The sequence below is a fragment of the Streptomyces sp. NPDC088147 genome (assembly GCF_044741565.1).
Lineage (GTDB): Bacteria > Actinomycetota > Actinomycetes > Streptomycetales > Streptomycetaceae > Streptomyces.
The window spans coordinates 1-22050 of sequence record NZ_JBIUSY010000013.1 but is presented as its reverse complement, the minus strand read 5'-3'; the positions used below and the strand labels follow the sequence as shown (position 1 = coordinate 22050).

The following is a 22050-nucleotide window of genomic DNA, read 5'->3' as shown; positions in this document are numbered from 1 at the left end:
TGCGCTCGGCTCGTCGGCTTGGTCGCCACTGACACTGTCGGCCTTCATCGCCGTCGCCCCGGAGTTCGCCCTCTCCGGAGGCCACTACCCCGACGATTCGCACGAGGTATCCAGGGCCGGCGACCCGTCAAGTGTCGGTGAGAACGGTCCAACGTCACTGAGACGAGCCAGTTTCCCTCCCGGCGATTCGGTTCCCACTAAGGTCATGGCTGCTCCACAGCCCGGCGCCACACGACCGTCGTGCGGCGCCTCGCCGACTCGTTGATTGGACTGGTGTGAAGTGAAGATCGTGTATCGCCATCCGCTCGGTCGTTCCTTAGTGGTGGCGCTCCGGAAGCGGCTCACCGCCGCGATGGGGGTGGTCGCGCTGCTGGCGGCCGTCCTCACCGGCACGGCCGCCGGCACGGCCAGTGCGGCTCCCCAGACGTCCAAGGCTCCCCAGGCGCCCCAGGCGGCGCCGGTCGCCGCCGCCGAGGCGGCCCCCGGGTGGGTCTGCCCCGGTACCCCCATACCGCCGGGTTACGTGATCACCAGCCGCGCGGCGAACGGGTGCAACGGCGCCGGCTCCTGGTACATGCAGCCCGCGCAGGACGGGATCTGGATCTGTGCCACCTCGCCGATCCCTCCCGGCTACGTGCTCACCCTGCACACCGCCAACGGCTGTAACAGCAACATCGACACCTGGTTCATGCAGCTGGCCCGGGACGGCCAGTGGGTCTGTGCGGGCTCGCCGATCCCCACCGGGTACGTGCTCACCGGCTACATCAGCACAGGCTGCGGCAACATCGGTATCTGGTTCCAGCAAGTGGCCCGTGTCGGCCAGTACATCTGTCCCGGCGTGCCCATACCGCCCGGCTTCCGTACCGACGCGTACAACGCGAGCATGTGCGGCGGTCGCGGGGGCTGGCTCCTGCTCAGCGCCTGATCCGGACGGATCCGCCGGAGGGCACCGCGCGGTACGCGACGCGGCGCCCTCCGGCGTGGCGTCGTACGCGCGGGTGGCACTCCGCCGGCCCCTGGCGACCTGGGTTCCGCGCCCCGGGTCCGGCGACCTGGGTTCTTCGAGAACACACCGCCGCCGGTCTTTCCGTACCTTCTACGCTCCGTCCATGCGTATTCGAATCGTCGACGCCTTCGCCGACCGCCCCTTCACGGGCAACCCCGCCGGGGTCCTGCTCCTGGACTCCGCCCGCTTCCCGGACGACGGCTGGCTCCAGCGGGTCGCCGCCGAGGTGAACCTGTCGGAGACCGCCTACGCCCATCCCCTGCCGCCGGGCGGCGACGCCGACTGGGCGCTGCGCTGGTTCACCCCGGCCACCGAGGTGGATCTGTGCGGCCACGCGACCCTGGCCACCGCGCACGTACTGCGCTCCACCGGACGCGCGAGCGGCGCCCTGCGCTTCGCCACCCGCTCCGGGGTCCTCGGCGCCGTCGCGCACGAGGACGGCTCGCTCACCCTCGACTTCCCGACGTCCGCGCTGACGCCCGTACCGGTCCCGGACGGGCTCGCGGACGCGCTGGGCGCCGAGCCGGTCGCGGTCCACAACACCTCGGAGCACATCGGCGATCTGCTGGTCGAGCTGGCCGACGAGCGGGCCGTACGTGCGCTCACCCCCGACCACGCCTCGCTCGCCGCGCTCTCCCGGCGCGGCGTCATCGCCACCGCCGCCGCCGAGGACCGGGGCCGGGGCTACGACTTCGTCTCTCGCGGCTTCTTCCCCGCTGTCGGGATCGACGAGGACCCGGTGACCGGCAGCGCCCATACGGCGCTCGCCCCGTTCTGGTCGGCGCGCCTGGGCCGTACCGAACTGACCGGCCTCCAGGCCTCCGCCCGTACCGGCCTCGTCCACACCGCACTGCGCGGAGAACGAACCCTGCTCACCGGGCGTGCCGTGACGGTCATCGACGGCGAGCTGCTCAGTTCCCCCTGACCACAGCTCCCCCCGACCACGGCGTACGGGGCATACGGGGCGTACGGGGGGGGACGGGGTGTACGGGGCCTACAGGGCGTACGGGCACGAGATGCCCGTACGCCCCATCCCTCACCACCTCGTCCGCCGGACACCGACGCCCGACGCGAACCACCGCCACGCGCGGCTACACCGTGGGCAGCCAGCCCACCTTCCCGGCCAGCAGCGCGTACCCGACGAACGCCCCGATGTCGAGCAGTGTGTGGGCCACCACCAGCGGCCCGACCCGCCCCCAGCGCCGGTACAGCAGGACGAACACGACGCCCATCACCATGTTGCCGATGAAGCCGCCGATCCCCTGGTACAGGTGGTACGAGCCGCGCAGCACGGAGCTGGCCACCAGCGCGGCCATCGGCGTCCACCCCAGCTGACCGAGTCTGCGCAGCAGATAGCCGACGACGATGACCTCCTCCAGCACGGAGTTCTGCGCCGCGGAGAGGATCAGCACCGGAAACTTCCACCACACATCGGGCAGCGATTCCGGCTCCACGGTCAGGTTGAAGCCCGCCTCCTGCATCGCCAGATAGAACGCGAGCCCGGCGCTCCCGATACCGGCCGCGATCAGTGTGCCGCGCCCCAGGTCGGGCCAGGGCCGCCAGCCGTCGAAGCCGATGGCGCGCAGCCCGCTGCCCTCCCGCGTCAGCAGATGCGCGACCAGCAGGACGGGCACCAGCGCCGTGCAGATCCCGAAGAGCTGCCAGGTGAGGTCGAGCCACGGCCGGCCGGGCGCCGCCGATGCGTTGAGCTTCGCCGCCTGGTCGCTCAGCGCCTCCGGTCTGGTCAGCGAGCCGATGAAGCTGATCAGCGCCGACACTCCGCTCGCGCCGAGCGAGAGCGCCAGTACGAGTACGGTCTCGGACCGCAATGTCCCGCGTGAGATGGCCTCCCGGGGATGGGAACCGTCCTCCAGGCCCGCCTCCGCCTGCACACCTGCCTCCAGTTGGGTAATCCCGCCTCATGCCCCACGCGGTGCCGCTAGGGTCTCGAATGCAGGTACGAAGATCGCGCGCGACAGGCCGGGGGAGCAATTCGCCGTTCGCGTGGCGAGGCTCGTTCTCGTCCACTCTGCCAGCCCTTGTACACCCTTCATGAAGGAGGGGCGCCACCGTCATGGGACGTCACAGCTTGCCCGATGCGAAGGCGACCGGCACGGGCAGGGCCCGTTCTCCGCGCCGTCGCACCGTCTCCATCGCCACCGGGCTGGTCCTGGCCGTGGCGGCGGGGACAGGGGTGGTGGCACAGAGCGGTCTCCTCTCCTTCGCGGACCCCTGCGCGGACGCCCCGGTACGGCTGGATCTGGCGGCCTCCCCCGATATCGCCCCCGCGCTGCGCGCCATCGCGGACCGCGCGCGGCAGGACCGGGTGACCACCGACGGCCACTGTCTCGACGTACGGGTCGAGGCACGCGAGAACTACCAGGTCGCCGCCGCGCTCGCCGACGGCTCCGGGCCGCCCGGCTACCAGGTATGGGTGCCCGACTCCGACGTCTGGGTGGAGCGGGCCAAGGGACTGGGCGACGGCATCTCGCTGACCCCGGCCGGGACGGTCGCCCTCTCTCCGGTGACACTGGCCACCGTACCCACGGCCGCGCGTGCCCTGGGCTGGCCCCGCGAGCGCTATACATGGGCCGAACTGGCCGCGACCGCGACCGGCGACGACGGGCTGCTGCTCGGCTCGGGCGACCCCGCCCGCAGTGCCACGGGGCTGCTCGCGCTCAGCAGCATCGCCGAGTCCTCGCGGCAGGAGGGCGCCGACGGCGACACCCGTACCGCCGCCACCGCCGAACTCCTCACGCAGCGCGTCTCCGACACCGACACGCGGGTGCTGGAGACGCTGGCGCGCGACGACTCGGGCGCGGAGAAGGGCAATCCCCGCCGCAACGAGGCGGTGCTGCTCTCCGAACAGGCCGCGTTCACCCACAACTCCGAAGGCAACGGCTCCGCGGGCCTCCATCTCTTCTACCCCACGGACGGCGCGCCCGTACTCGACTACCCGTACAGCATCGTCGACGAGACCGAGCTGACCACCGACCAGAGCCGCGCCGCCATGCGGTTCATGGCGCTGCTCGGCGACGAGGCCGCGTACCGCACGCTCCGGGAGCACGGCTTCCGGGGGGCGGACACGGCGCTGGACTCCGCCCTGGTGCGTACGGCGGGCGGCCTCGCGCCCCAGCCGTACGACGGGAAGGACGCGGGGCCGCCGTCCTCGGAGGCACTTCAGCGCGCGCTCGGCCTGTGGACGGTGACGGTGCAGAGCGCGCGGCTGACGACGGTCGTGGACACCTCGGGTTCCATGGCGGCGGCCGTGCCCGGCCGGGACGGCCAGAGCCGGATGGACGTCACGAAAGCCTCGCTGCTCCGGGCTCTCGCGGGGTTCACGCCCGAGGACGAGATCGGTCTGTGGGAGTTCTCCACCCGGCTGGACGGCGCCAAGGACTACCGCGAGCTGGAGCGAACGGCCCGGCTGGGCAAGCCGGTGAAGGACGGCGCCACCCACCGGGACCGGCTCTCGGACGCCTTCACCGCGCTCGAACCCGTGCCGGGCGGCGACACCGGTCTGTACGACACGACGCTGGCCGCCTACCGGGAAGCCGTGGCCACATACGTCGGCGGGAAGTTCAACGCGCTCGTCATCCTCACCGACGGCTCCAACAAGGACGACGACTCGATCTCACGGGCCGAGCTGATCAAACGGCTGAAGACCGTCGTGGACCCCCGCCGTCCGGTGCCGCTGATCGCGATCGCGGTGGGCCCCGACGCCGACCGGAACGAGGTCGACACGATCGCCAGGGCCACCGGGGGCGCGGGCTACGAGGTGAGCGATCCCGCCGAGATCCAGACCGTGATGCTCCGGGCGGTCATGCTGTCGGCCGGACTGACCGGGCCCGACGCGACGGCGGCCGACCGCCGCTGAGCACGGCCCGCGGGGGGCGTGCTCAGCGGCGTACGGCCCGCGCGCCGACGGACCGTACGCGGCACGGCTCAGCCGATCCCGCGCTCAGCCGATCCCGTCGCTCAGCCGATCCCGTCGCTCAGCCGATCCGTCTCCGGAGGACCCCGGGAACCCCAGCGGCCAGCTGTGCACCGGCTCGCCCTGGTGCATCAGCTCGCAGTAGCGGCGGGTCATGGCCGCCAGCGCGGCGTCCCGTTCGAGACCGGCCTCCAGCGCCCGGTGGAAGGTGTCCACCTGCCACGCGGCCCCGTTCATCCGCCGCTTGCAGCGCTCCTCGATCACCCCGAGATAGAAGTCGCGGTCGGCCGGCTCGATCTGCCACGCGTCCAGACCGGCGGCGGCGAGCGGCAGCAGCTCGTCACGTACGAGCTTCACCACCGGCACGGTCGTCAGACCGGTGGCCCGGCCGGGGCGCGGCCAGCGCAGCTCCGCGTCGATGCCATGGCGGCAGGCGAGGTCGAAGTTGGCCGCCGCGTCGGCGAAGGACAGCCGGCTCCACACCGGCCTGGCGTCCTCGGCGAGCGCACGCACCAGCCCGTAGTAGAAGGCGGTGTTGGCGATCACGTCGGTGACGGTGGGGCCCGCGGGCAGCACGCGGTTCTCCACCCGCAGATGCGGGACGCCGTCGGCGACCTCGTACACCGGCCGGTTCCAGCGGTAGACCGTGCCGTTGTGCAGCGCCAGTTCCTGGAGTTCCGGCACCCCACCGCCGTCGAGCACCCGCAGCGGGTCCTCGTCGTCGCAGATCGGCAGCAGCGGCGGGAAGTAGCGCAGATTCTCCTCGAAGAGGTCGTACGCGGATTCGATCCAGCGCTCCCCGAACCAGGTTCTGGGGCGCACCCCCTGGGCCTTCAGCTCCGGCGGCCGGGTGTCGGTGGCCTGTTCGAAGAGCGGCGGCCTGGACTCCCGCCACAGCTCCCGGCCGAACAGGAACGGCGCATTGGCACCGAGTGCCACCTGCACCGATGCCATCGCCTGGGCGGCGTTCCACACATCGGCGAACCGGTCGGGCGTCACCTGGAGATGGAGCTGTACGGAGGTGCAGGCGGCCTCGGGAGTGATCGACGACGAGGTGCACGTAAGCCGCTCGACCCCTTCGATGTCGAGGGTGAAATCCTCGCCCCTGGCCGCCAGCATCTGTTCGTTGAGCAGGGTGTAGCGGTCGACGTCGGAGAGATTCGCGGACACCACGTCATGCCGGGTGAGGGTCGGGAGAATTCCGATCATCACGATCCCCGCGTCCACCTCGCTCGCTTTGCGGTGGGCATATCCGAGGCCGGTACGGAGTTCTTCGGCCAGCTGGTCGAGAACCCGTCCGCCCAGCCGGTGCGGAGCCACGTTCACTTCCATGTTGAACATTCCGAGTTCGGTCTGGAAATCACCGCTCGCGATACGCTTCAGCACCTCGGCATTCATCATCCGGGGCATCCCGTCGGACCCCGCGAGATTCAGTTCGATCTCCAGACCCATCAGATTCTTGGGTCGATCGAACCCCTCCTCCGCCAGGAGCCGCCCCAGCACCGCCAGGCACTGCTGCAGCTTTCTGCGGTATTTCTGCCGATCGGACAGTCCGGAACCGCCCGCCTCGACCTTCTCACCCATCGAAGTGTCCCTCCTCGATCGAGTGGGCTGCCCGCGGCACCGGGCGCTCGCGTCACGATCGATAATGCCCACACGGAGTGATCCGTAACGTCCCACCGACGCCGTGTACCGGGTACAGTGTGGACATCGGTCGTGCGGCACATTCCTATGGCATGGCGTGGTGTTCTGTATCCACTGCCCGACCGGCCGCGAAAAACGCCGACGAGTTTCGGCCGTCCGCGGCGGATCAAACGCCCCAGGCCAGACGCCTGCGTTCCGCGCTTATCAGCAGAAACTACGCAGGAGATGGACTTAATAGTGCCTTGTCCGCAATATGCAGGACAGCTAGCAGAAACATGACACGAACACGTGTCGTATAAACTCCCGTATACGAGGCAGAGAGTCGGCATCGGCCGTACAGCCATGCGCCCACCTCTGACCCCGCATGCTGACAGCGACGTCCGCACCCGCCCATGCTCCACCTCACGCGTCACCCCTGTCTCCTGAGTGAGAGGCAACCCACCATGCCGCTGCATGTTCCCCCGGCCCCCGCGCCCGCCCTGCGCAGCGTTCTCGCGGCACTCGGTTCCCCTACCGCCGTGCGCGATGCCCGCACCCCCGCTCTGCAGTCCGTCAAGGGACCCCTGAGTCCAGAACTCCCGCTGCCCGTCCATGTGCTCGACCATGTCACCCCGGCAGCCCGGACGACCGCTCCGGCCGGACGTACGCCACGCACCAGGCTGGCCGGCTGGCGCTTCCTGATCCGCAGCGGTGACCACGCCGTCGCGGCGGCGGACACGATGCTCACCGCGGACGGCTGGGCCTTCTCGCGCTTCTTCGAGGGGCCGTACGTGACCGCGACGGAGCGGGCCGTACGGCAGGCGGAGTCCCTGGGAATCGCGTACCAGCCCCGGCTGCTCTCGGTGCCCGAGCTCTACATGCTGACGCTCTGGCTGCACGGGGACACGGAAGCGGACGCTTCCACGGGGACCCCCGCGCCGGCCGACATCCTGGTGCCTCTCGCGCCGGCCCCGCCGGGCATCGCGGCCCACCGTCCGCACCGCGTCGCCGAGTTGCTGCCCATGATCGGACTGCGGCTCGCGCCCGCGCCTCTCCTGCGTACGCCGGCCTGAAACCGGGGCGCGGGCAGCGCGCCCGCGTCGCGCACTCCTCCCGTACCCCGCGGCCGCTATGGTCGCGGGGTACCTTTCTGCTCATCCGGGCTAGCCCGGTCCGGCCACCCCGAACCACCCGAAAAGACAGCCAAGTTGAACTGAACCGTCCGGCTGGGTGACACGTCCTTAAGCAGAAGGAAGCGCTGTCGCGAAATCCCTGCGGATTGCCGTCCGTAGGGCAACACTAGGACTGGACCAGACGAAACCGGGGGGCGGCCTTGACCGAATCGAGCCGCAGGACACTCACTACGACACAGCGAAAGAACTCGCCCATGTGCCAGCACCAACCAGCCTGTCCCACAGCCGACTCCGCCGACCGCGACGCCGCCCGACTGATGGCTCACCATCCGGAGCAGGGCTGGAGTCTGCTGTGCAATGGCGTTCTCCTCTTCGAGGACACCGGCGAGCTGCTGCCCGACGGGAAGATCATCGCCCCGCACCGGCCGCTGCGGACCGAACAGGTGGTGACGGCGGCCTGATGCCGCCCGGTGGCGTCCGAACGCCGCCGGAATGACTGGGGCCGGCCCGGAGACCTTCCTCCGCACCGGCCCCGACGCATGTCCGGCCCCGCGAGCCGACCGCTCCGTGTCAGTCGGACAGGGCCCGGCCGTCAGTTGTCGTACGCGTCCAACGGCGGGCAGGAACAGACCAGATTGCGGTCCCCGAAGGCACCGTCGATACGGCGCACCGGCGGCCAGTACTTGTCCGCCGCCGAGACCCCGGCGGGGAAGACCGCCTCGTCGCGGCTGTACGCGTGCTCCCACGCACCGCCCAGCGCGGCGGCCGTGTGCGGGGCGTTGGACAGCGGGTTGTCGTCCGCGGACCACTCGCCCGACGCGACCTTCTCGATCTCCGCGCGAATCGCGATCATCGCCTCGCAGAAGCGGTCGATCTCGGTCAGGTCCTCGCTCTCGGTGGGCTCGATCATCAGCGTCCCCGCCACCGGGAACGACATCGTCGGCGCGTGGAAGCCGTAGTCGATCAGCCGCTTCGCGATGTCGTCGACGCTGACGCCGGTCGCCTTGGAGAGCGGCCGCAGATCCACGATGCACTCATGGGCCACCAGTCCGTTCGGACCGGTGTAGAGCACCGGGTAGTGCGGCTCCAGGCGCTTGGCGATGTAGTTGGCGGCGAGCACGGCCACCTGCGTCGCGCGCTTGAGGCCCTCGCCGCCCATCAGCCGCACATACGCCCAGGAGATCGGCAGAATGCCGGCCGAGCCCCACGGAGCCGCCGAGATCGGTCCGACGCCCGTCGCGGGCCCGGCCGCCGGCTGGAGCGGGTGGTTGGGCAGATACGGGGCGAGGTGGGCCCGTACCCCGACCGGGCCGACGCCGGGACCGCCGCCGCCGTGCGGGATGCAGAACGTCTTGTGCAGATTCAGATGCGACACGTCCGAACCGAACCTGCCCGGCTTCGCCAGACCCACCAGCGCGTTGAGGTTCGCGCCGTCGACGTACACCTGGCCGCCCGCGTCGTGCACGGCCGCGCAGATGTCACCGATGTGCTCCTCGAACACCCCGTGCGTGGACGGGTAGGTGACCATCAGGACGGCCAACTCGGCGCCGTGCTGGGCGATCTTGGCGTGCAGGTCCTCGACGTCGACATCGCCGTCCTCACGGGTCTTGACGACGACGACCTTCATGCCGGCCATCACCGCGCTCGCCGCGTTCGTGCCGTGCGCGGAGGACGGGATGAGACAGACGGTGCGTCCGGTGTCGCCGTTGGCCCGGTGGTACGCCCGTACCGCCAGCAGGCCCGCCAGCTCGCCCTGTGAACCGGCGTTGGGCTGGAGGGAGACCGCGTCGTAGCCGGTGACCTCGGCGAGCCGCTCCTCCAGCTCCCTGATCAGCGTCAGATAGCCCTGCGCCTGGTCGGCCGGCGCGAAGGGGTGCAGCGCGCCGAACTCGGGCCAGGTGACCGGCTCCATCTCGGTCGTCGCGTTCAGCTTCATCGTGCAGGAGCCGAGCGGGATCATGCCGCGGTCCAGCGCGTAGTCGCGGTCCGCGAGCCGGCGCAGGTAGCGCAGCATCGCGGTCTCGGAGCGGTACTGGTGGAAGACGGGGTGCGTCAGATAGTCGTCGGTCCGCAGCAGCCCGTCGGGCAGCGCCTCCCCGGTGGCCTCGTCCAGCGCCTCGATGTCCCCGCTCACGCCGAAGGCGGTCCACACGGCGGCCAGTTGCGTACGGCCGGTGGTCTCGTCGCAGGCGATGGAGACATGATCGGCGTCGGCCAGATGGAGGTTGACCCCGCCCTCACGGGCGGCGGCGACCATCTCGGCGGCGCGGCCCGGGACGCGTACGGTCAGCGTGTCGAAGTAGGCGCCGTGCACGATCTCGACGCCGCCGGCGCGCAGCCCCTCGGCGAGCAGCGTGGCGTAGCGGTGGGTGCGGCGCGCGATGGACCGCAGCCCCTCGGGGCCGTGGTACACCGCGTACATCCCGGCCATGACGGCGAGCAGCACCTGCGCGGTGCAGATGTTGCTGGTGGCCTTCTCGCGGCGGATGTGCTGCTCGCGGGTCTGGAGCGCCAGCCGGTACGCCTTGTTGCCGTCGGCGTCGACGGAAACCCCGACGAGCCGGCCCGGCAGGCTGCGCGCGAACTTCTCGCGTACGGCCATGAATCCGGCGTGCGGTCCGCCGAAGCCCATCGGGACCCCGAAGCGCTGGGTGGTGCCGACCGCGATGTCGGCGCCCAGCTCACCCGGTGAGGTGAGGAGCGTCAGCGCGAGCAGATCGGCGGCGACGGTGACGATCGCGCCGAGGCCGTGCGCCTGCTCGACCACGGGCCTGATGTCCCGTACGGCCCCCGAGGCGCCCGGGTACTGGAGCAGCACGCCGAAGACCCCGCGCTCGGCCACCTCGGCCGGGATGCCCTCGCTCAGGTCCGCGACGACGACCTCGACACCGGTCGGCTCGGCGCGGGTCTCGATCACGGCGATGGTCTGCGGCAGAGCGTCGGCGTCCACCAGGAAGACGCCGCCCTTGACCTTGCCGACCCGGCGGGCGAGCGCCATGGCCTCCGCCGCCGCGGTGCCCTCGTCCAGCAGCGAGGCGCCCGAGGTCGGCAGACCGGTCAGCTCGGCCACGACCGTCTGGAAGTTGAGCAGCGCCTCGAGCCGGCCCTGGGAGATCTCCGGCTGGTACGGCGTGTACGCGGTGTACCAGGCCGGGTTCTCCATGACATTGCGCAGGATCACCGACGGCGTGTACGTGCCGTAGTAGCCGAGCCCGATCATCGGCGCGAGCACCTGGTTGCGGTCCGCGAGGGAGCGCAGCTCGGCCAGCACCTCGGCCTCGGTGCGCGCTCCCGGAAGACGCAGCGCCTCCGTGCTCTTGATGACGTCCGGCACCGCGGCGGCGGTCAGCTCGTCGAGCGAGCCGTAGCCGACCTGCGCCAGCATCTTCGCCTGCGCCGGCGCGTCGGGTCCGATGTGGCGCTGCTCGAAGGGGGTGCCTCGCTCCAGCTGGGAGAGCGGAATGCGGTTGACGGTCATTGCGGAGGCCTCCTGGTCGACGCGACCTGTGAAGGGCACCGAGACACGGGTGCCCGAACGGCCTCCCCCTCTGTCATCTCGACCTGAGAGCTTCACCGGCCCGCCCTGAGGCGGCCCGGCTTTCACCGTCGGTGAGAGCGGGTGCCGTCCGACGCCCGCCCTGCTTTCCAGAGTGACCTCGTCCGTGCGGTACGGGGGCCTGAGAGATTCCGGGGAGGATTTGCTCCTTCGGCGCCTCCGGCCTTCTCTCCGGAGGACTCTCCCGCACGGGGTCAGCAGCCGCTTGCCAGCCTACCAGCGCGGCCTTCGGCACAACTTTCGAGTGGCCGACGTCCGAGTTCTGCACTTTTGTAGTATTCACAAGCAGTTGCGAGCAGTTGCGACCAGTTGGAGGGACCGTGGAGACCGACATTGATCCGCGCAGTCTGATAGGCCGCAAGGCGTTCGACCGCAACGGCCATAAGCTCGGGACTGTGGACGAGGTGTATCTCGACGACGCCACCGGAATCCCCGAGTGGGCCGCCGTCCGTACCGGACTCTTCAGCCGCGACGCCTTCGTTCCCCTCGCCCCCAGCACCCTGTCCCAGGACGGTCTGCGGATCCCGTTCGAGCGGGCGCTGATCCGGGACGCCCCCGATTTCGGTGTCGGCCGGCATCTCTCCCCCGACCAGGAACTCCAGCTGTACCACCACTACGGCCTGGCCCTCCCGGACCCCGAGTCACCCGAACGGCCCGCGTCGCTGTCCGACCGTGACTCCGAACGCGACTTCGGACGGCTGGCCGGCCAGGACGACTGACCCGCCACCGCCGGCACCAGGGGCAGCGGCTCGGACAGCTCCAGATCAGGGTCGTCGGCCCAGAAGGTCCGCACCCGTCCCGGCGCGGAACCCGGCTCCTCGAACCGTACGGTGACTCTCCGCAACCCGCTGCCCTGCACCCACCCCGCACCGAACTCCCGATGACGTACATCGTGTCCCGCCGGGAAACGCCGCTCGGCGGGCACTTCCGGTACCTCCACGGGCCCGCCGCCGCTCCCGGCCGCTCCGGGCACCGCCGTCCCGTCGCCGACCGCCCCTCCCCCAGCCGCGCCCGCGGTCCCCGCCGCGCCCGCGCCCACCGGCTCGTGCTCCCGCTCGTCCGCCGGCGCGTGCGGGGCGGCGGCGGACTCCTCGGCCGCCGCCTGGGCGAAGAGGTCCTCCTGCGTGAAGTCCGCGAGCCCGGTCACCCCCACTCCGAGCAGCCGCACCCCGCCCGTGGTGTCCACCGACTCCAGCAGCCGCCCCGCGGCCTCCCGCACCACCCCCGGGTCGTCCGTGGGCCCGCGCAGGGTCTCCGAGCGCGTCAGGGTCGAGAAGTCGTACCGCCGCACCTTGAGGACGACGGTCCGCCCCGAACGCCCGGCCGCCCGCAGCCGCTCGACGCACCGGTCGGCGAGCCTGTCCACTTCCGTACGCACCCGGACCCGGTCGTGCAGATCGACATCGAAGGTGTCCTCGACCGACACGGACTTGGCATCGCGCTCGGACACCACGGCCCGGTCGTCACGCCCCAGCGCCATCCGGTACAGCGAGGCGCCGTGCGCCTTCCCCAGCAGCCGTACGAGCTCGTCCTCACCCGCTTCGGCCAGCTCGGCGACCGTGGTCATGCCCGCCCGGCGCAGATGGTCCCCGGTCGCGGGCCCGACCCCGGGCAGCGTGCGCACCGGCATGGGGCCCAGCAGCGCGCGCTCCGTACCGGGCTCTATGAGCACGAGGCCGTCCGGCTTGGCCTGCTCGGAGCCGATCTTCGCCAGCATCTTGGACCCCGCGAGCCCCACCGAACCACTGAGCCCCGTCACCGCCCTGATGTCCCTGCGCAGCCGCTCACCCGCCGCCAGCGCCGAGGCCGTGTCATCGGCCGAGCCGCCCGCCTCCAGGTCCACGAACGCCTCGTCCAGGCTCAGCGGCTCCACCAGCGGCGAGAGCCTCCCCAGCAGCTCCATGACCTGCTCGCTGACCGCGCGGTAGAGCGCGAAGCGCGGCACGAGATAGGCGGCGTTCGGCGCCAGACGCCTCGCCTGGGCCATCGGCATCGCCGAGTGCACCCCGAAGCGTCTCGCCTCGTACGAGGCCGTGGAGACCACCCCACGCGGCCCCAGACCGCCGACCACCACCGGCTTTCCGCGCAGACTCGGCTTCGCCGCCTGCTCGGCGGCGGCGAAGAAGGCATCCATGTCCAGATGCAGGATCGTCGGCGCGGATCTCACACCACCGATGTTCCCTCACGCCACTGACAATCGGCCCGGGGACGCGGGTCAGACAGCCCGGTCCCGCCGCCGTCTGGCCAGTTCATCGGCGGGGTTGTTGCCGATCAGTGTCTCGCCGGTGTCGATCCGCTCCCCATGGAGCTGGGACAGCGCGGCCTCGACATCCCGCCACACCACACCGACCGCGATCCCGAAGACCCCCTGGCCCCCCTGGAGCAGGCTCACGACCTCGTCGGGCGAGGAGCACTCGTAGACGGTCGCGCCGTCGCTCATGAGCGTCACCCGGTCCAGATCCTGGAAGCCGCCCGCCCGCAGATGCTGGACGGCCGCCCTGATGTTCTGCAGAGCGACCCCGGTGTCCAGGAACCGCTTCACGATCTTGAGGACGACCACGTCCCGGAAGCTGTAGAGCCGCTGGGTGCCCGACCCGTACGCCGGGCGGACACTCGGCTCGACGAGCCCCGTGCGTGCCCAGTAGTCCAACTGGCGGTACGTGATCCCCGCCGCCGCGCACGCGGTCGGACCCCGGTATCCGACCGTCTCCGCACCGGGGTCGGGGGTACTGCCGTGAAGCGGATACGGACCGCCCGCCGCCGTACTGTCGCCGCTGCTTCTCACGCCGACCCTCCGTCCTTGACCTGCCCTGTCGAAGGTAGGCAGTCACCAGGGGTGCGTCAACGATCGCCACACTCGCCACGCCGAGTGATAATCACCCTGAGTGTGGTTTCGCGTGCCCCTTTTCGGGGAAAGACTGACCGAATGCGCTGACAGAGCCCGGCGCAGCGCTCACCGGCCGCTCACTGGCTGTTGGTCCCGAAGTCCTCCGGAGAGATCTGGTCGAGGAACTCGCGGAACTTCTCCACCTCGTCCTCCTGCTCGTCCGGGATGGCGATGCCGGCATCGTCCAGAACCCCGTCACTGCCATAGATCGGCGTGCCCGTGCGCAGCGCGAGCGCTATGGCATCGGACGGCCTGGCGCTCACCTCGACCCCGCTCGCGAAGACCAGCTCCGCATAGAAGACCCCTTCACGAAGGTCCGTGATCCGGACTTCGGTGAGCTCCTGGCCCACCGCTTCCAGCACGTCCTTGAAGAGGTCATGGGTCAGCGGCCGGGCCGGGGCCATGCCCTGCTGGGCGAAGGCAATGGCGGTCGCCTCCCCCGGTCCGATCCAAATGGGGAGGTACCGGTCGCCTCCCACTTCACGCAGGAGCACGATCGGTTGGTTGGAGGGCATTTCCACCCGGACACCCACAACGTCGAGCTCGTTCACACAGCAACCCTAGGACGTGCCCGGCAGGTTTGGGTAGTCGGACTCCCCCATGATCAGTCCGGCAGGACCCCGAGGGCGGTCCGGACCAGAGCCGCGTGAAGCCGTGTGGAGAGCGCGGCCAGCTCCTTGGTGGTCGCCTCGGCATGGGCCCTGGTCTGCGGATTACGGTGCCGGCGCAGCGGCGACACGACCTGTTCGACCAGTCCGGCCTCGCGTTCCGCGGCCGCCTTCATGACCCGCAGATGCCGGGGCTCCAGACCGAATCGTCCGAGATCCGAGACGAGCCGGGCCACGGTGACGGCCCCGGCGTCGTAGCCGCCGTCCGGCAACGGCGTGATGAGACCGTACGATTCCCACTCGTCGAGCAGACTCTCACCGACCCCGGCGGCGGCCAGCAGCTCGTCACGGCCGACTCGCGCGGCGGTCTGAACCCCGGGCTCCGCCTCCGGGACGGCGCTCAGCGGCCCGCGCTGCGGACTCGGCAGCTGGACGTGCTCGCCGCGCCCCAGGGCGTCCAGCTGCTCCCTGATGACCTTCAGGGGCAGATAGTGGTCGCGCTGCATCCGCAGCACCCGGGCCAGCCGCTCGACATCCCCGTCACTGAACTTCCGGTAACCGGAGGGGGTCCTGTCCGGCTCGACCAGGCCCTCCGCCTCCAGAAACCGGATCTTGGAGATGGAGATGCCGGGAAACTCGTCCCGCAGCCGGGCGAGCACCGCGCCGATGCTCAGCAGCGGCCCGCCCGTGGGGGCGGTACCGGATCCGGCACCGCCCTTCGGTGTGCGCAGCATGGACCTTCCCTGAGGGTCACACGCCCCGCTGGCTCGCGTAGAAGACCAGCCGGTACTTACCGATCTGGACCTCGTCGCCGTTCGCCAGCAGGACCGAATCGATCCGCTCACGATTGACGTACGTACCGTTCAGACTGCCCACGTCCGAGACGGTGAAGCGGCCATCGGCACCCCTGCGGAACTCCACATGGCGCCGCGACACGGTCACATCGTCCAGGAAGATGTCGCTCTCCGGATGACGGCCGGCCGTGGTCAGCTCGCCGTCCAGCAGGAAGCGGCTGCCCGAATTCGGACCGCGGCGCACCACCAGGAGCGCCGACCCCGTCGGCAGCGCGTCGACCGCCGCCTGCGCCTCCGGCGTGAGCGAGGGAAGCGACGTCTGACCGGTCACCTCGGAGTCATACGCCTCAAGACCCGAGATGGAGATCGTCGAGGTGGTCTCCGAAGCGCGCTCCGCGGGCGCTCCGCCCCGCAGTGGCGCGCCACAGTTGGAGCAGAACCGGCTGGCTTCGGCGTTCCGGTGTCCGCACCTCGTGCATACAGGCAAGGCCGACATAGAGGGATCCTCCTGCCGCGACTGCCCCCCGGGGACAGATGAGTCCTCGAAACCTATGCGGCCGGGACCAGCAGGGTCAACAGACGACGCGCCGGGCGCCTCGCCACCCACCTGGTCGCGGAAGAGCGGACGCTCGCCGCCCGACTCCTCGCTCTGGCCATGGCGCGACGCGCGATGGCGGGCGGTGCCGCTCTCCTCGCGTGCGCTCTTGCCGAACAACTTCGCAAACAACTTCACGGGCGATTCCCCTTGACCGAAACAGACCCGCCCGTGGGGCAGGACGAACCCTGAATGAACACACCTGCCGACCCGGACATCTTGACAACGTCCGTATCCACCGGACAGTTTCCACCACGCACCACGCTGATCGTGCGCCGACCCCCCGCAACCTCATGCCCGCGTACGGCGGCTGCCATGCACCCCTGCCTCACTGCGACGACGACCGAGCGTAGTCAGGACGCTTCGCCGGTCGCAAGGCGTCCACGATGATCTTCTCAGCACGCGTCACCGTGGCTGTGGCCTGCTCCTTCTCCAGCGTCTGGACCACTCCGCCCGGAATATTGAGGGCGGGCTCCAGATCCTGCGGCTTACCGATGACCTTGAAGACGTACGGGGCGGCGACTCGGTTGCCATCCACCTGAACGTCACCCCCCGTACCCGAGAAGTATGTATCGGCGACCACCCGCACGTCATTGACCTGGATGGCCTCGGCGCCCGCCGCCCGCAGCTCCTGGATCGCGTCGAGCAGCATGTCCGGCTCCACCGTGCCGCTGGGATCGTCGATGGCCAGCGTGATGCCGGGCCCCTGCGCCGCGACCGTGCCGGCCAGGATGCCCAGCTGCTGCTCCTTCTCCCGCGTCTGCTTGCGCGCCTCCTCCGCCTGGTCCGAGCTGGTCTCCAACTCGGTGCGCTGGGCGTCGAGACGCTGCTTCTCGTCCTCAAGGCGCTGCGTACGGTTGTCGAGTTCGTCGAGGATGCGCACCAGGTCCTCCTGACGGGCGCCCCGCAGCGCGCTGTCGTCGTTGTTCGAGGTGACCTGGATGGCGAGCCCGAGTCCGAGCACGAACAGCAGGACGGCGACGATCAGCTGGGCCCGGGTGACCCTCGGCGGCCACAGCCCCGCGGCCAACCTCTGACGCCCCGTGAGCTGTTGGCTCTCCGGCTCCGACGGGCCGCCCGTACCGTTCTCGTTCCTGGGGTTCTCTCCGCCGTTCATCGGCCTCACGCCCGGAACACATGCCGGCGGATCGCGGCAGCGTTGGAGAAGATACGGATACCGAACACGACGACCACGCCGGTGGACAACTGCGCGCCCACGCCCAGTTTGTCGCCCAGGAACACGATCAGCGCGGCCACGACCACGTTCGACAGGAACGAGACGACGAAGACCTTGTCGACGAAGATCCCGTCGAGCATGGCGCGCAGTCCCCCGAAGACCGCGTCGAGCGCGGCGACGACGGCAATCGGCAGATAGGGCTCGACCACCGCCGGCACCTCGGGCCGGACCAACAATCCGACCACGACTCCCACGACGAGGCCCAGTACGGCGATCACGATGTGCCCTTCCCGGTGTTGGCCGCGCCCTGTCCGTTGCCCTTCCCGGCGTCGGCGGCCTTCGGCTCTGCTGTACGTACGATCAGGCTCGGCGCGGCAGGCAGACGCACCTCTTCCTGATCCGAGATGCTGGTGCGAATACCGAAGTTCTCCTGGAGCGCGTGCAGATACTGACCGTCGGCGCTGTCCTGGAACGCGGTGCTCAGCTTCTTCCCGTCCCCCACCGCGAGCACCGTGTACGGCGGCACCAGCGGTCTGTTGTCGACCAGTATGGCGTCGCCCGCGGCCCGGATCGCGGACAGCGAGGTCAGCCGCTGTCCATTGATCGCGATCGCTTCCGCGCCCGACTCCCACAGCCCGTTGACGACGCGCTGCATATCGCGGTCGCGCACCCGGCCCGTGTCGGAGAAGCCGCTGCTCTCCCGCGGCCCGTCACCACCGGACTCGGCGTCCTTGGCGTCGTCCACCACGAGCTGCACACCAGGACCGTGCACCGGCGTCGCACCCGCGAGCAGAGCGACCAGCTCGCCCTGGTCGCCGCCGTGAGCCCGCAGGGCCGCGCGCTGGCGTTCACCCACCTCGGCGCGCAGCTTCTCGACCGCGCTCTCCAGCGTGTCCGCCGTGGCGGTCTCCGCGTCGATCCGGCTGATGAGTTCCTCGCGCTCCTTGGCCACCACGGGCGCCGAGATCCGCGCCTGGGCCGCGCCGACGGTGACCACGAAAGCCGCCAGCACCAGCCCCGCGGCGAGGCCGAGCTTCGCCTTGAGCGTGCGCGGCAGACCGCCTTCCTCCGCGTCTCTGCGCGCCGCCGCCTCCGCGTAGCCCTCGTCGAGGCTGTGGTCCATCACATTGTTCAGCAGCGACATCGACGCGTCGGGGCGCGGCGGCGGAGAGCCGGTGCTCCGAATGGGGGGCTGCTGCGACATGACGCACATCGTCGCACGTCGGGGCCGCTACCGCCGAATGGCCCCACCGGCGCGCCGTACGGCCGTCGATCACGCCGTACGGCACACCGGTGTCACACCCGCGTAGGGCCCTAGTGACCTGCGCTGTCCACGACCGACGACCACTCGTCGAGCAGCGCCTGCGCCGACGCGTCGTCGGGACCTTCCGCCCACAGATGAGTGACGGCCTCGGCCGGGTCGGGCAGCACCATCACCCAGCGGCCGTCGGCCTCCACCACACGCACCCCGTCCGTCGTGTCCACCTGCCGGTCTCCGGCCGCCTCGACGACGCTGCGCATGACCAGCCCCTTGACGGCCCAGGGCGTCGCCAGATCCCGGCGCAGCACATGGGCACGCGGGATACGGGCGTCGATCTGGCTCAGCGTGAGCTGCGTACGCGCCACCAGACCGATCAGCCGCACGAAGGCGGCCGTACCGTCCAGGACACTGCTGAACTCCGGCACGATGAAGGCTCCACGCCCGTCGCCGCCGAAGATCGTGGTCTCCTCACGGCCCACCCGGGTCAGATCGTCCGGCGAGGTGGTCGTCCACTCCACCTGCGTGCCGTGGTACGCGGCGACCTGCTCGGCGATCCTCGTGGTGGTCACGGGCAGCGCCACCCGGCCGCTGCGGCGCTCGGCCGCGACGAGATCGAGCAGGACCAGCAGGGCGCGGTCGTCCTCGATGATCCTGCCCCGCTCGTCGACCAGTGACAGCCGCTCGCCGACGGGGTCGAACCGCACCCCGAACGCGGCCCGCGCCGAGGCGACGATCTCACCGAGCCTGACGAGGCCCGAACGGCGCGACTCGGCCGTCTCGGTCGGCCGGGACTCGTCGAGGCCGGGGTTGATGGTCAGCGCGTCGACGCCGAGCCGGCCCAGAAGGCTGGGCAGCACGAGACCGGCGCTGCCGTTGGACGCGTCGACCACGACCTTCAGCCCGGCCTCCGCGATCCCGGTCGTATCGACATTGCGCAGCAGCGAGCCCGTGTACGAGTCGAAGACGCTGGCCGGGAAGTGCAGATCTCCGATCTCCCCGGGGAACGCGCGCCGGTACTCCTGTCGCGCGTACACCCGGTCCAGCTTGCGCTGACCGCCCTGCGACAGGTCGGCGCCGCGCTCGTCGAAGAACATGATGTCCACGGAGTCCGGGACCCCGGGCGTGGTACGGATCATGATGCCGCCGGCGCTGCCCCGGGCTGTCTGCTGCCGGGCCACCGGCAGCGGGACATTCTCCAGGTCCCGTACGTCGATGGCGCTGGACTGCAATGACGAGATGACGGCGCGCTTGAGCGCACGGGCACCACGTGAGTGGTCACGCGCCGTGGTGACGGTGGAGCCCTTCTTCAGGGTCGTGGCGTACGCCCCCGCGAGCCGTACCGCCACTTCTGGCGTGATCTCGACGTTCAGGATGCCGGAGACACCGCGCGCTCCGAAGAGATGCGCCTGCCCCCTGGACTCCCAGATCACCGATGTGTTGACGAAGGCGCCGGCTTCGATGGTCTTGAACGGGTAGACCCGCACATTGCCCTGGATGATCGATTCCTCGCCGACGAGACACTCGTCGCCGATGACCGCGCCGTCCTCGATCCGGGCGGCGCGCATGATGTCCGTGTTCTTGCCGATCACACAGCCGCGCAGATTGCTGTGCTGCCCGATGTAGACGTTGTCGTGGACGACGGCTTTATGGAGGAACGCGCCGGTCTTGACGACGACATTGGATCCGACGACGGTGTGCTCGCGAATCTCCGCGTCGGCCTCGACCTTGGCGTAGTCACCGATGTACAGCGGCCCGCGCAGAACGGCGTCGGGATGGACCTCGGCGCCTTCGGCGATCCACACGCCCGGTGAGATCTCGAAGCCGTCGATATCGACGTCGACCTTGCCTTCGAGCACATCGGCCTGGGCCTTGACGTAGCTCTCGTGCGTGCCGACGTCCTCCCAGTAGCCCTCGGCGATATAGCCGTAGACCTTCTTGCCCTCCTTCATCAGCTGAGGGAAGACATCACCGGACCAGTCCACCGACACGTCGGCCTCGACATAGTCGAAGACCTCGGGCTCCATCACGTAGATGCCCGTGTTCACGGTGTCCGAGAAGACCTGTCCCCAGGTGGGCTTCTCCAGGAAGCGCTCGACCTTTCCCTCTTCGTCCACGATCGTGATGCCGAATTCCAGAGGATTCGGCACCCGGGTCAGACACACCGTCACCAGTGCGCCCTTTTCCTTGTGGAAGGCGATGAGGTCGGTCAGATCGAAATCGGTGAGCGCGTCACCGGAAATAACGAGGAAGGCGTCGTCCTTCAGTGCCTCCTCCGCGTTCTTCACACTCCCCGCGGTGCCGAGCGGCTTCTCCTCGTTGGCATAGGTCAGTTCCATGCCCAGCTCTTCACCGTCACCGAAATAATTCTTGACGAGAGAGGCGAGGAATTGCACGGTTACGACGGTCTCACTGAGCCCATGGCGCTTGAGCAACCGCAGCACATGCTCCATGATCGGTCGATTGACGACCGGCAGGAGCGGCTTGGGCATGCTTGAGGTCATGGGGCGAAGTCGAGTACCTTCGCCACCGGCCATCACGACGGCCTTCATGTCGGAAGCGTCCTCCTTGAAGAGACGGTCTCGCCGACTTCACCCGTCTGGACAGAGGCCCCATTGACGTCGGGCGCGGGCCGGCGACACTGCGCGGCACCACATCGACGAGTTCAGTCGGCCACGTTGTCCGCCTTGACAAGCCGACGGACCTGGACCACATACAGGATCCCTGCCCACCAATAGAGACTTGTACCCCAAATAGCGAACGCCCATCCGAAAACTTCAGCGAGTGACGCAAGCCAGCCGCTTCCGTCACTGAGGAGCAGCAGCGGGAAGGCGTACATCAAGTTGAAGGTAGCCGCCTTGCCCAGGAAGTTCACCTGGGGAGGCGGATAGCCGTGCCTGCGAAGGATGGCCACCATGACCAGAAGCATCAGTTCCCGGGCCACGAGGGCCGCGGTGAGCCAGAGGGGAAGAATCTCCCGCCAGGTGAGGCCAACCAGGGTGGAAAGGATGTAGAGCCGGTCGGCCGCGGGGTCGAGAAGTCGCCCCAGGCTGCTGATCTGGTTCCAGCGGCGGGCGAGCTTGCCGTCGAGATAGTCGCTGACGCCGCTCAGCATGAGCACCAGCAAGGCCCATCCATCGCTCTTCGGCCCGCCGAACTCGGGGCGCAGGATCAGCCACAGGAAGAGCGGTACGCCGACGAGGCGGGCCATGCTGAGGATGTTGGGGATGGTGAGCACCCGGTCCGTCTGAACGCGAGTCTCCTGGACCTCCACCCGGGGGCCTCCTGTGTGGAACGTGCCAACGATGCCTCCTGACCCTACCCTCAGGGCCGGCACACCGACGCAGGGGGGTGAGGAAAAGGGCAAAAGTGAGTGTTCCCCCGAACGCAGAAATGCCCCGCACCAAAGGTGCGGGGCATTCCCATCAAAAATTGTTCGGCGGCGTCCTACTCTCCCACAGGGTCCCCCCTGCAGTACC

At 69.8% G+C, this 22050-nt stretch carries 19 protein-coding genes and 1 riboswitch; of the genes, 6 read left to right on the top strand and 13 right to left on the bottom strand.

The features are described 5' to 3' along the window. Window positions 1–280 precede the first annotated feature (280 nt). Together ACIOGX_RS35220 and ACIOGX_RS35215 are read left to right on the top strand one after the other, a co-directional pair. Window positions 281–925: a hypothetical protein gene (locus ACIOGX_RS35220; RefSeq protein ID WP_401918783.1), complete on the top strand. Its 645-nt coding sequence runs from the start codon at window positions 281–283 to the stop codon at window positions 923–925. Between the two features lie 184 nt (window positions 926–1109). Continuing rightward, a complete protein-coding gene (locus ACIOGX_RS35215; protein ID WP_401918781.1) occupies window positions 1110–1931 on the top strand; it encodes a PhzF family phenazine biosynthesis protein in 822 nt (273 codons plus the stop codon). A gap of 166 nt (window positions 1932–2097) precedes the next feature. Here ACIOGX_RS35215 and ACIOGX_RS35210 read toward each other — a convergent pair whose 3' ends face one another. Then, window positions 2098–2898, bottom strand: coding sequence for a CPBP family intramembrane glutamic endopeptidase (locus tag ACIOGX_RS35210; protein ID WP_401918779.1), 801 nt, complete (start codon window positions 2896–2898; stop codon window positions 2098–2100). 182 nt (window positions 2899–3080) lie between these two features. Here ACIOGX_RS35210 and ACIOGX_RS35205 point away from each other — a divergent pair, with 182 nt between their 5' ends. Further along, window positions 3081–4883, top strand: coding sequence for a substrate-binding domain-containing protein (locus tag ACIOGX_RS35205; protein WP_401918777.1), 1803 nt, complete (start codon window positions 3081–3083; stop codon window positions 4881–4883). Window positions 4884–4967: 84 nt separating this feature from the next. On the opposite strand, the gene ACIOGX_RS35200 is transcribed toward ACIOGX_RS35205, so the two are convergent. Beyond that, window positions 4968–6524, bottom strand: a complete 1557-nt coding sequence (locus ACIOGX_RS35200) for a glutamate--cysteine ligase (RefSeq protein ID WP_401918775.1) — start codon at window positions 6522–6524, stop codon at window positions 4968–4970. A gap of 503 nt (window positions 6525–7027) precedes the next feature. Here ACIOGX_RS35200 and ACIOGX_RS35195 point away from each other — a divergent pair. Together ACIOGX_RS35195 and ACIOGX_RS35190 are read left to right on the top strand one after the other, a co-directional pair. After that, a complete protein-coding gene (locus ACIOGX_RS35195; RefSeq protein WP_356518189.1) occupies window positions 7028–7636 on the top strand; it encodes a hypothetical protein in 609 nt (202 codons plus the stop codon). 314 nt (window positions 7637–7950) lie between these two features. Beyond that, complete coding sequence (locus ACIOGX_RS35190) at window positions 7951–8157, top strand: DUF5999 family protein (RefSeq protein ID WP_030353035.1); 207 nt, start codon at window positions 7951–7953, stop codon at window positions 8155–8157. Between the two features lie 131 nt (window positions 8158–8288). On the opposite strand, the gene gcvP is transcribed toward ACIOGX_RS35190, so the two are convergent. Continuing rightward, the gene (gene gcvP / locus ACIOGX_RS35185) at window positions 8289–11174 is read right to left on the bottom strand and encodes an aminomethyl-transferring glycine dehydrogenase (protein WP_356518187.1); all 2886 of its coding nucleotides are present in this window, start codon (window positions 11172–11174) and stop codon (window positions 8289–8291) included. A gap of 177 nt (window positions 11175–11351) precedes the next feature. After that, window positions 11352–11449: riboswitch (glycine riboswitch) on the bottom strand. Window positions 11450–11572: 123 nt separating this feature from the next. On the opposite strand from gcvP, the gene ACIOGX_RS35180 reads away from it, so the two are divergent. Beyond that, complete coding sequence (locus tag ACIOGX_RS35180) at window positions 11573–11971, top strand: PRC-barrel domain-containing protein (protein WP_351419684.1); 399 nt, start codon at window positions 11573–11575, stop codon at window positions 11969–11971. Here ACIOGX_RS35180 and ACIOGX_RS35175 read toward each other — a convergent pair. From ACIOGX_RS35175 to ACIOGX_RS35130, 10 genes are all read right to left on the bottom strand, one after another. Further along, window positions 11866–13419: a DNA polymerase IV gene (locus ACIOGX_RS35175; RefSeq protein ID WP_401918772.1), complete on the bottom strand. Its 1554-nt coding sequence runs from the start codon at window positions 13417–13419 to the stop codon at window positions 11866–11868. The genes ACIOGX_RS35180 and ACIOGX_RS35175 overlap by 106 nt on opposite strands. Window positions 13420–13467: 48 nt before the next feature. After that, window positions 13468–14037 carry a MerR family transcriptional regulator gene (locus ACIOGX_RS35170; protein WP_129771638.1) on the bottom strand — a complete coding sequence of 190 codons (570 nt, stop codon included), beginning with the start codon at window positions 14035–14037 and terminating at the stop codon, window positions 13468–13470. A gap of 179 nt (window positions 14038–14216) precedes the next feature. Continuing rightward, window positions 14217–14690, bottom strand: coding sequence for a bifunctional nuclease family protein (locus tag ACIOGX_RS35165; RefSeq protein WP_006123076.1), 474 nt, complete (start codon window positions 14688–14690; stop codon window positions 14217–14219). A gap of 53 nt (window positions 14691–14743) precedes the next feature. Then, window positions 14744–15481, bottom strand: a complete 738-nt coding sequence (locus tag ACIOGX_RS35160; protein ID WP_356518182.1) for a MerR family transcriptional regulator — start codon at window positions 15479–15481, stop codon at window positions 14744–14746. A gap of 16 nt (window positions 15482–15497) precedes the next feature. Further along, a complete protein-coding gene (locus tag ACIOGX_RS35155) occupies window positions 15498–16382 on the bottom strand; it encodes an FHA domain-containing protein (RefSeq protein WP_356518283.1) in 885 nt (294 codons plus the stop codon). An 82-nt stretch (window positions 16383–16464) separates the two neighbouring features. Then, complete coding sequence (locus ACIOGX_RS35150; RefSeq protein ID WP_356518180.1) at window positions 16465–17253, bottom strand: DUF881 domain-containing protein; 789 nt, start codon at window positions 17251–17253, stop codon at window positions 16465–16467. 5 nt (window positions 17254–17258) lie between these two features. Next, the gene (locus ACIOGX_RS35145; RefSeq protein ID WP_023543062.1) at window positions 17259–17591 is read right to left on the bottom strand and encodes a small basic family protein; all 333 of its coding nucleotides are present in this window, start codon (window positions 17589–17591) and stop codon (window positions 17259–17261) included. Further along, on the bottom strand, window positions 17588–18517 hold the full coding sequence (locus tag ACIOGX_RS35140; RefSeq protein WP_401762618.1) for a DUF881 domain-containing protein: 930 nt from the start codon (window positions 18515–18517) through the stop codon (window positions 17588–17590). The genes ACIOGX_RS35145 and ACIOGX_RS35140 overlap by 4 nt, the downstream gene beginning before the upstream one ends. 110 nt (window positions 18518–18627) lie before the next feature. Next, window positions 18628–21123 carry a mannose-1-phosphate guanyltransferase gene (locus ACIOGX_RS35135; RefSeq protein WP_356518176.1) on the bottom strand — a complete coding sequence of 832 codons (2496 nt, stop codon included), beginning with the start codon at window positions 21121–21123 and terminating at the stop codon, window positions 18628–18630. Window positions 21124–21236: 113 nt separating this feature from the next. Next, entirely contained in the window at window positions 21237–21845 is a 609-nt protein-coding gene (locus ACIOGX_RS35130; RefSeq protein WP_129771643.1) for a CDP-alcohol phosphatidyltransferase family protein, read from the bottom strand. Window positions 21846–22050: the final 205 nt, after the last annotated feature.

What these genes read in the sequence shown, in the direction of transcription:
- ACIOGX_RS35215 (WP_401918781.1), top strand. Translation starts at nt 1,110, where the DNA reads ATGCGTATTCGAATCGTCGACGCCTTCGCCGACCGCCCCTTCACGGGC.
- ACIOGX_RS35205 (WP_401918777.1), top strand. Translation starts at nt 3,081, where the DNA reads ATGGGACGTCACAGCTTGCCCGATGCGAAGGCGACCGGCACGGGCAGG.
- ACIOGX_RS35200 (WP_401918775.1), bottom strand. Translation starts at nt 6,524, where the DNA reads ATGGGTGAGAAGGTCGAGGCGGGCGGTTCCGGACTGTCCGATCGGCAG.
- ACIOGX_RS35195 (WP_356518189.1), top strand. Translation starts at nt 7,028, where the DNA reads ATGCCGCTGCATGTTCCCCCGGCCCCCGCGCCCGCCCTGCGCAGCGTT.
- ACIOGX_RS35190 (WP_030353035.1), top strand. Translation starts at nt 7,951, where the DNA reads ATGTGCCAGCACCAACCAGCCTGTCCCACAGCCGACTCCGCCGACCGC.
- gcvP (WP_356518187.1), bottom strand. Translation starts at nt 11,174, where the DNA reads ATGACCGTCAACCGCATTCCGCTCTCCCAGCTGGAGCGAGGCACCCCC.
- ACIOGX_RS35160 (WP_356518182.1), bottom strand. Translation starts at nt 15,481, where the DNA reads ATGCTGCGCACACCGAAGGGCGGTGCCGGATCCGGTACCGCCCCCACG.
- ACIOGX_RS35150 (WP_356518180.1), bottom strand. Translation starts at nt 17,253, where the DNA reads ATGAACGGCGGAGAGAACCCCAGGAACGAGAACGGTACGGGCGGCCCG.
- ACIOGX_RS35140 (WP_401762618.1), bottom strand. Translation starts at nt 18,517, where the DNA reads ATGTCGCAGCAGCCCCCCATTCGGAGCACCGGCTCTCCGCCGCCGCGC.
- ACIOGX_RS35135 (WP_356518176.1), bottom strand. Translation starts at nt 21,123, where the DNA reads ATGAAGGCCGTCGTGATGGCCGGTGGCGAAGGTACTCGACTTCGCCCC.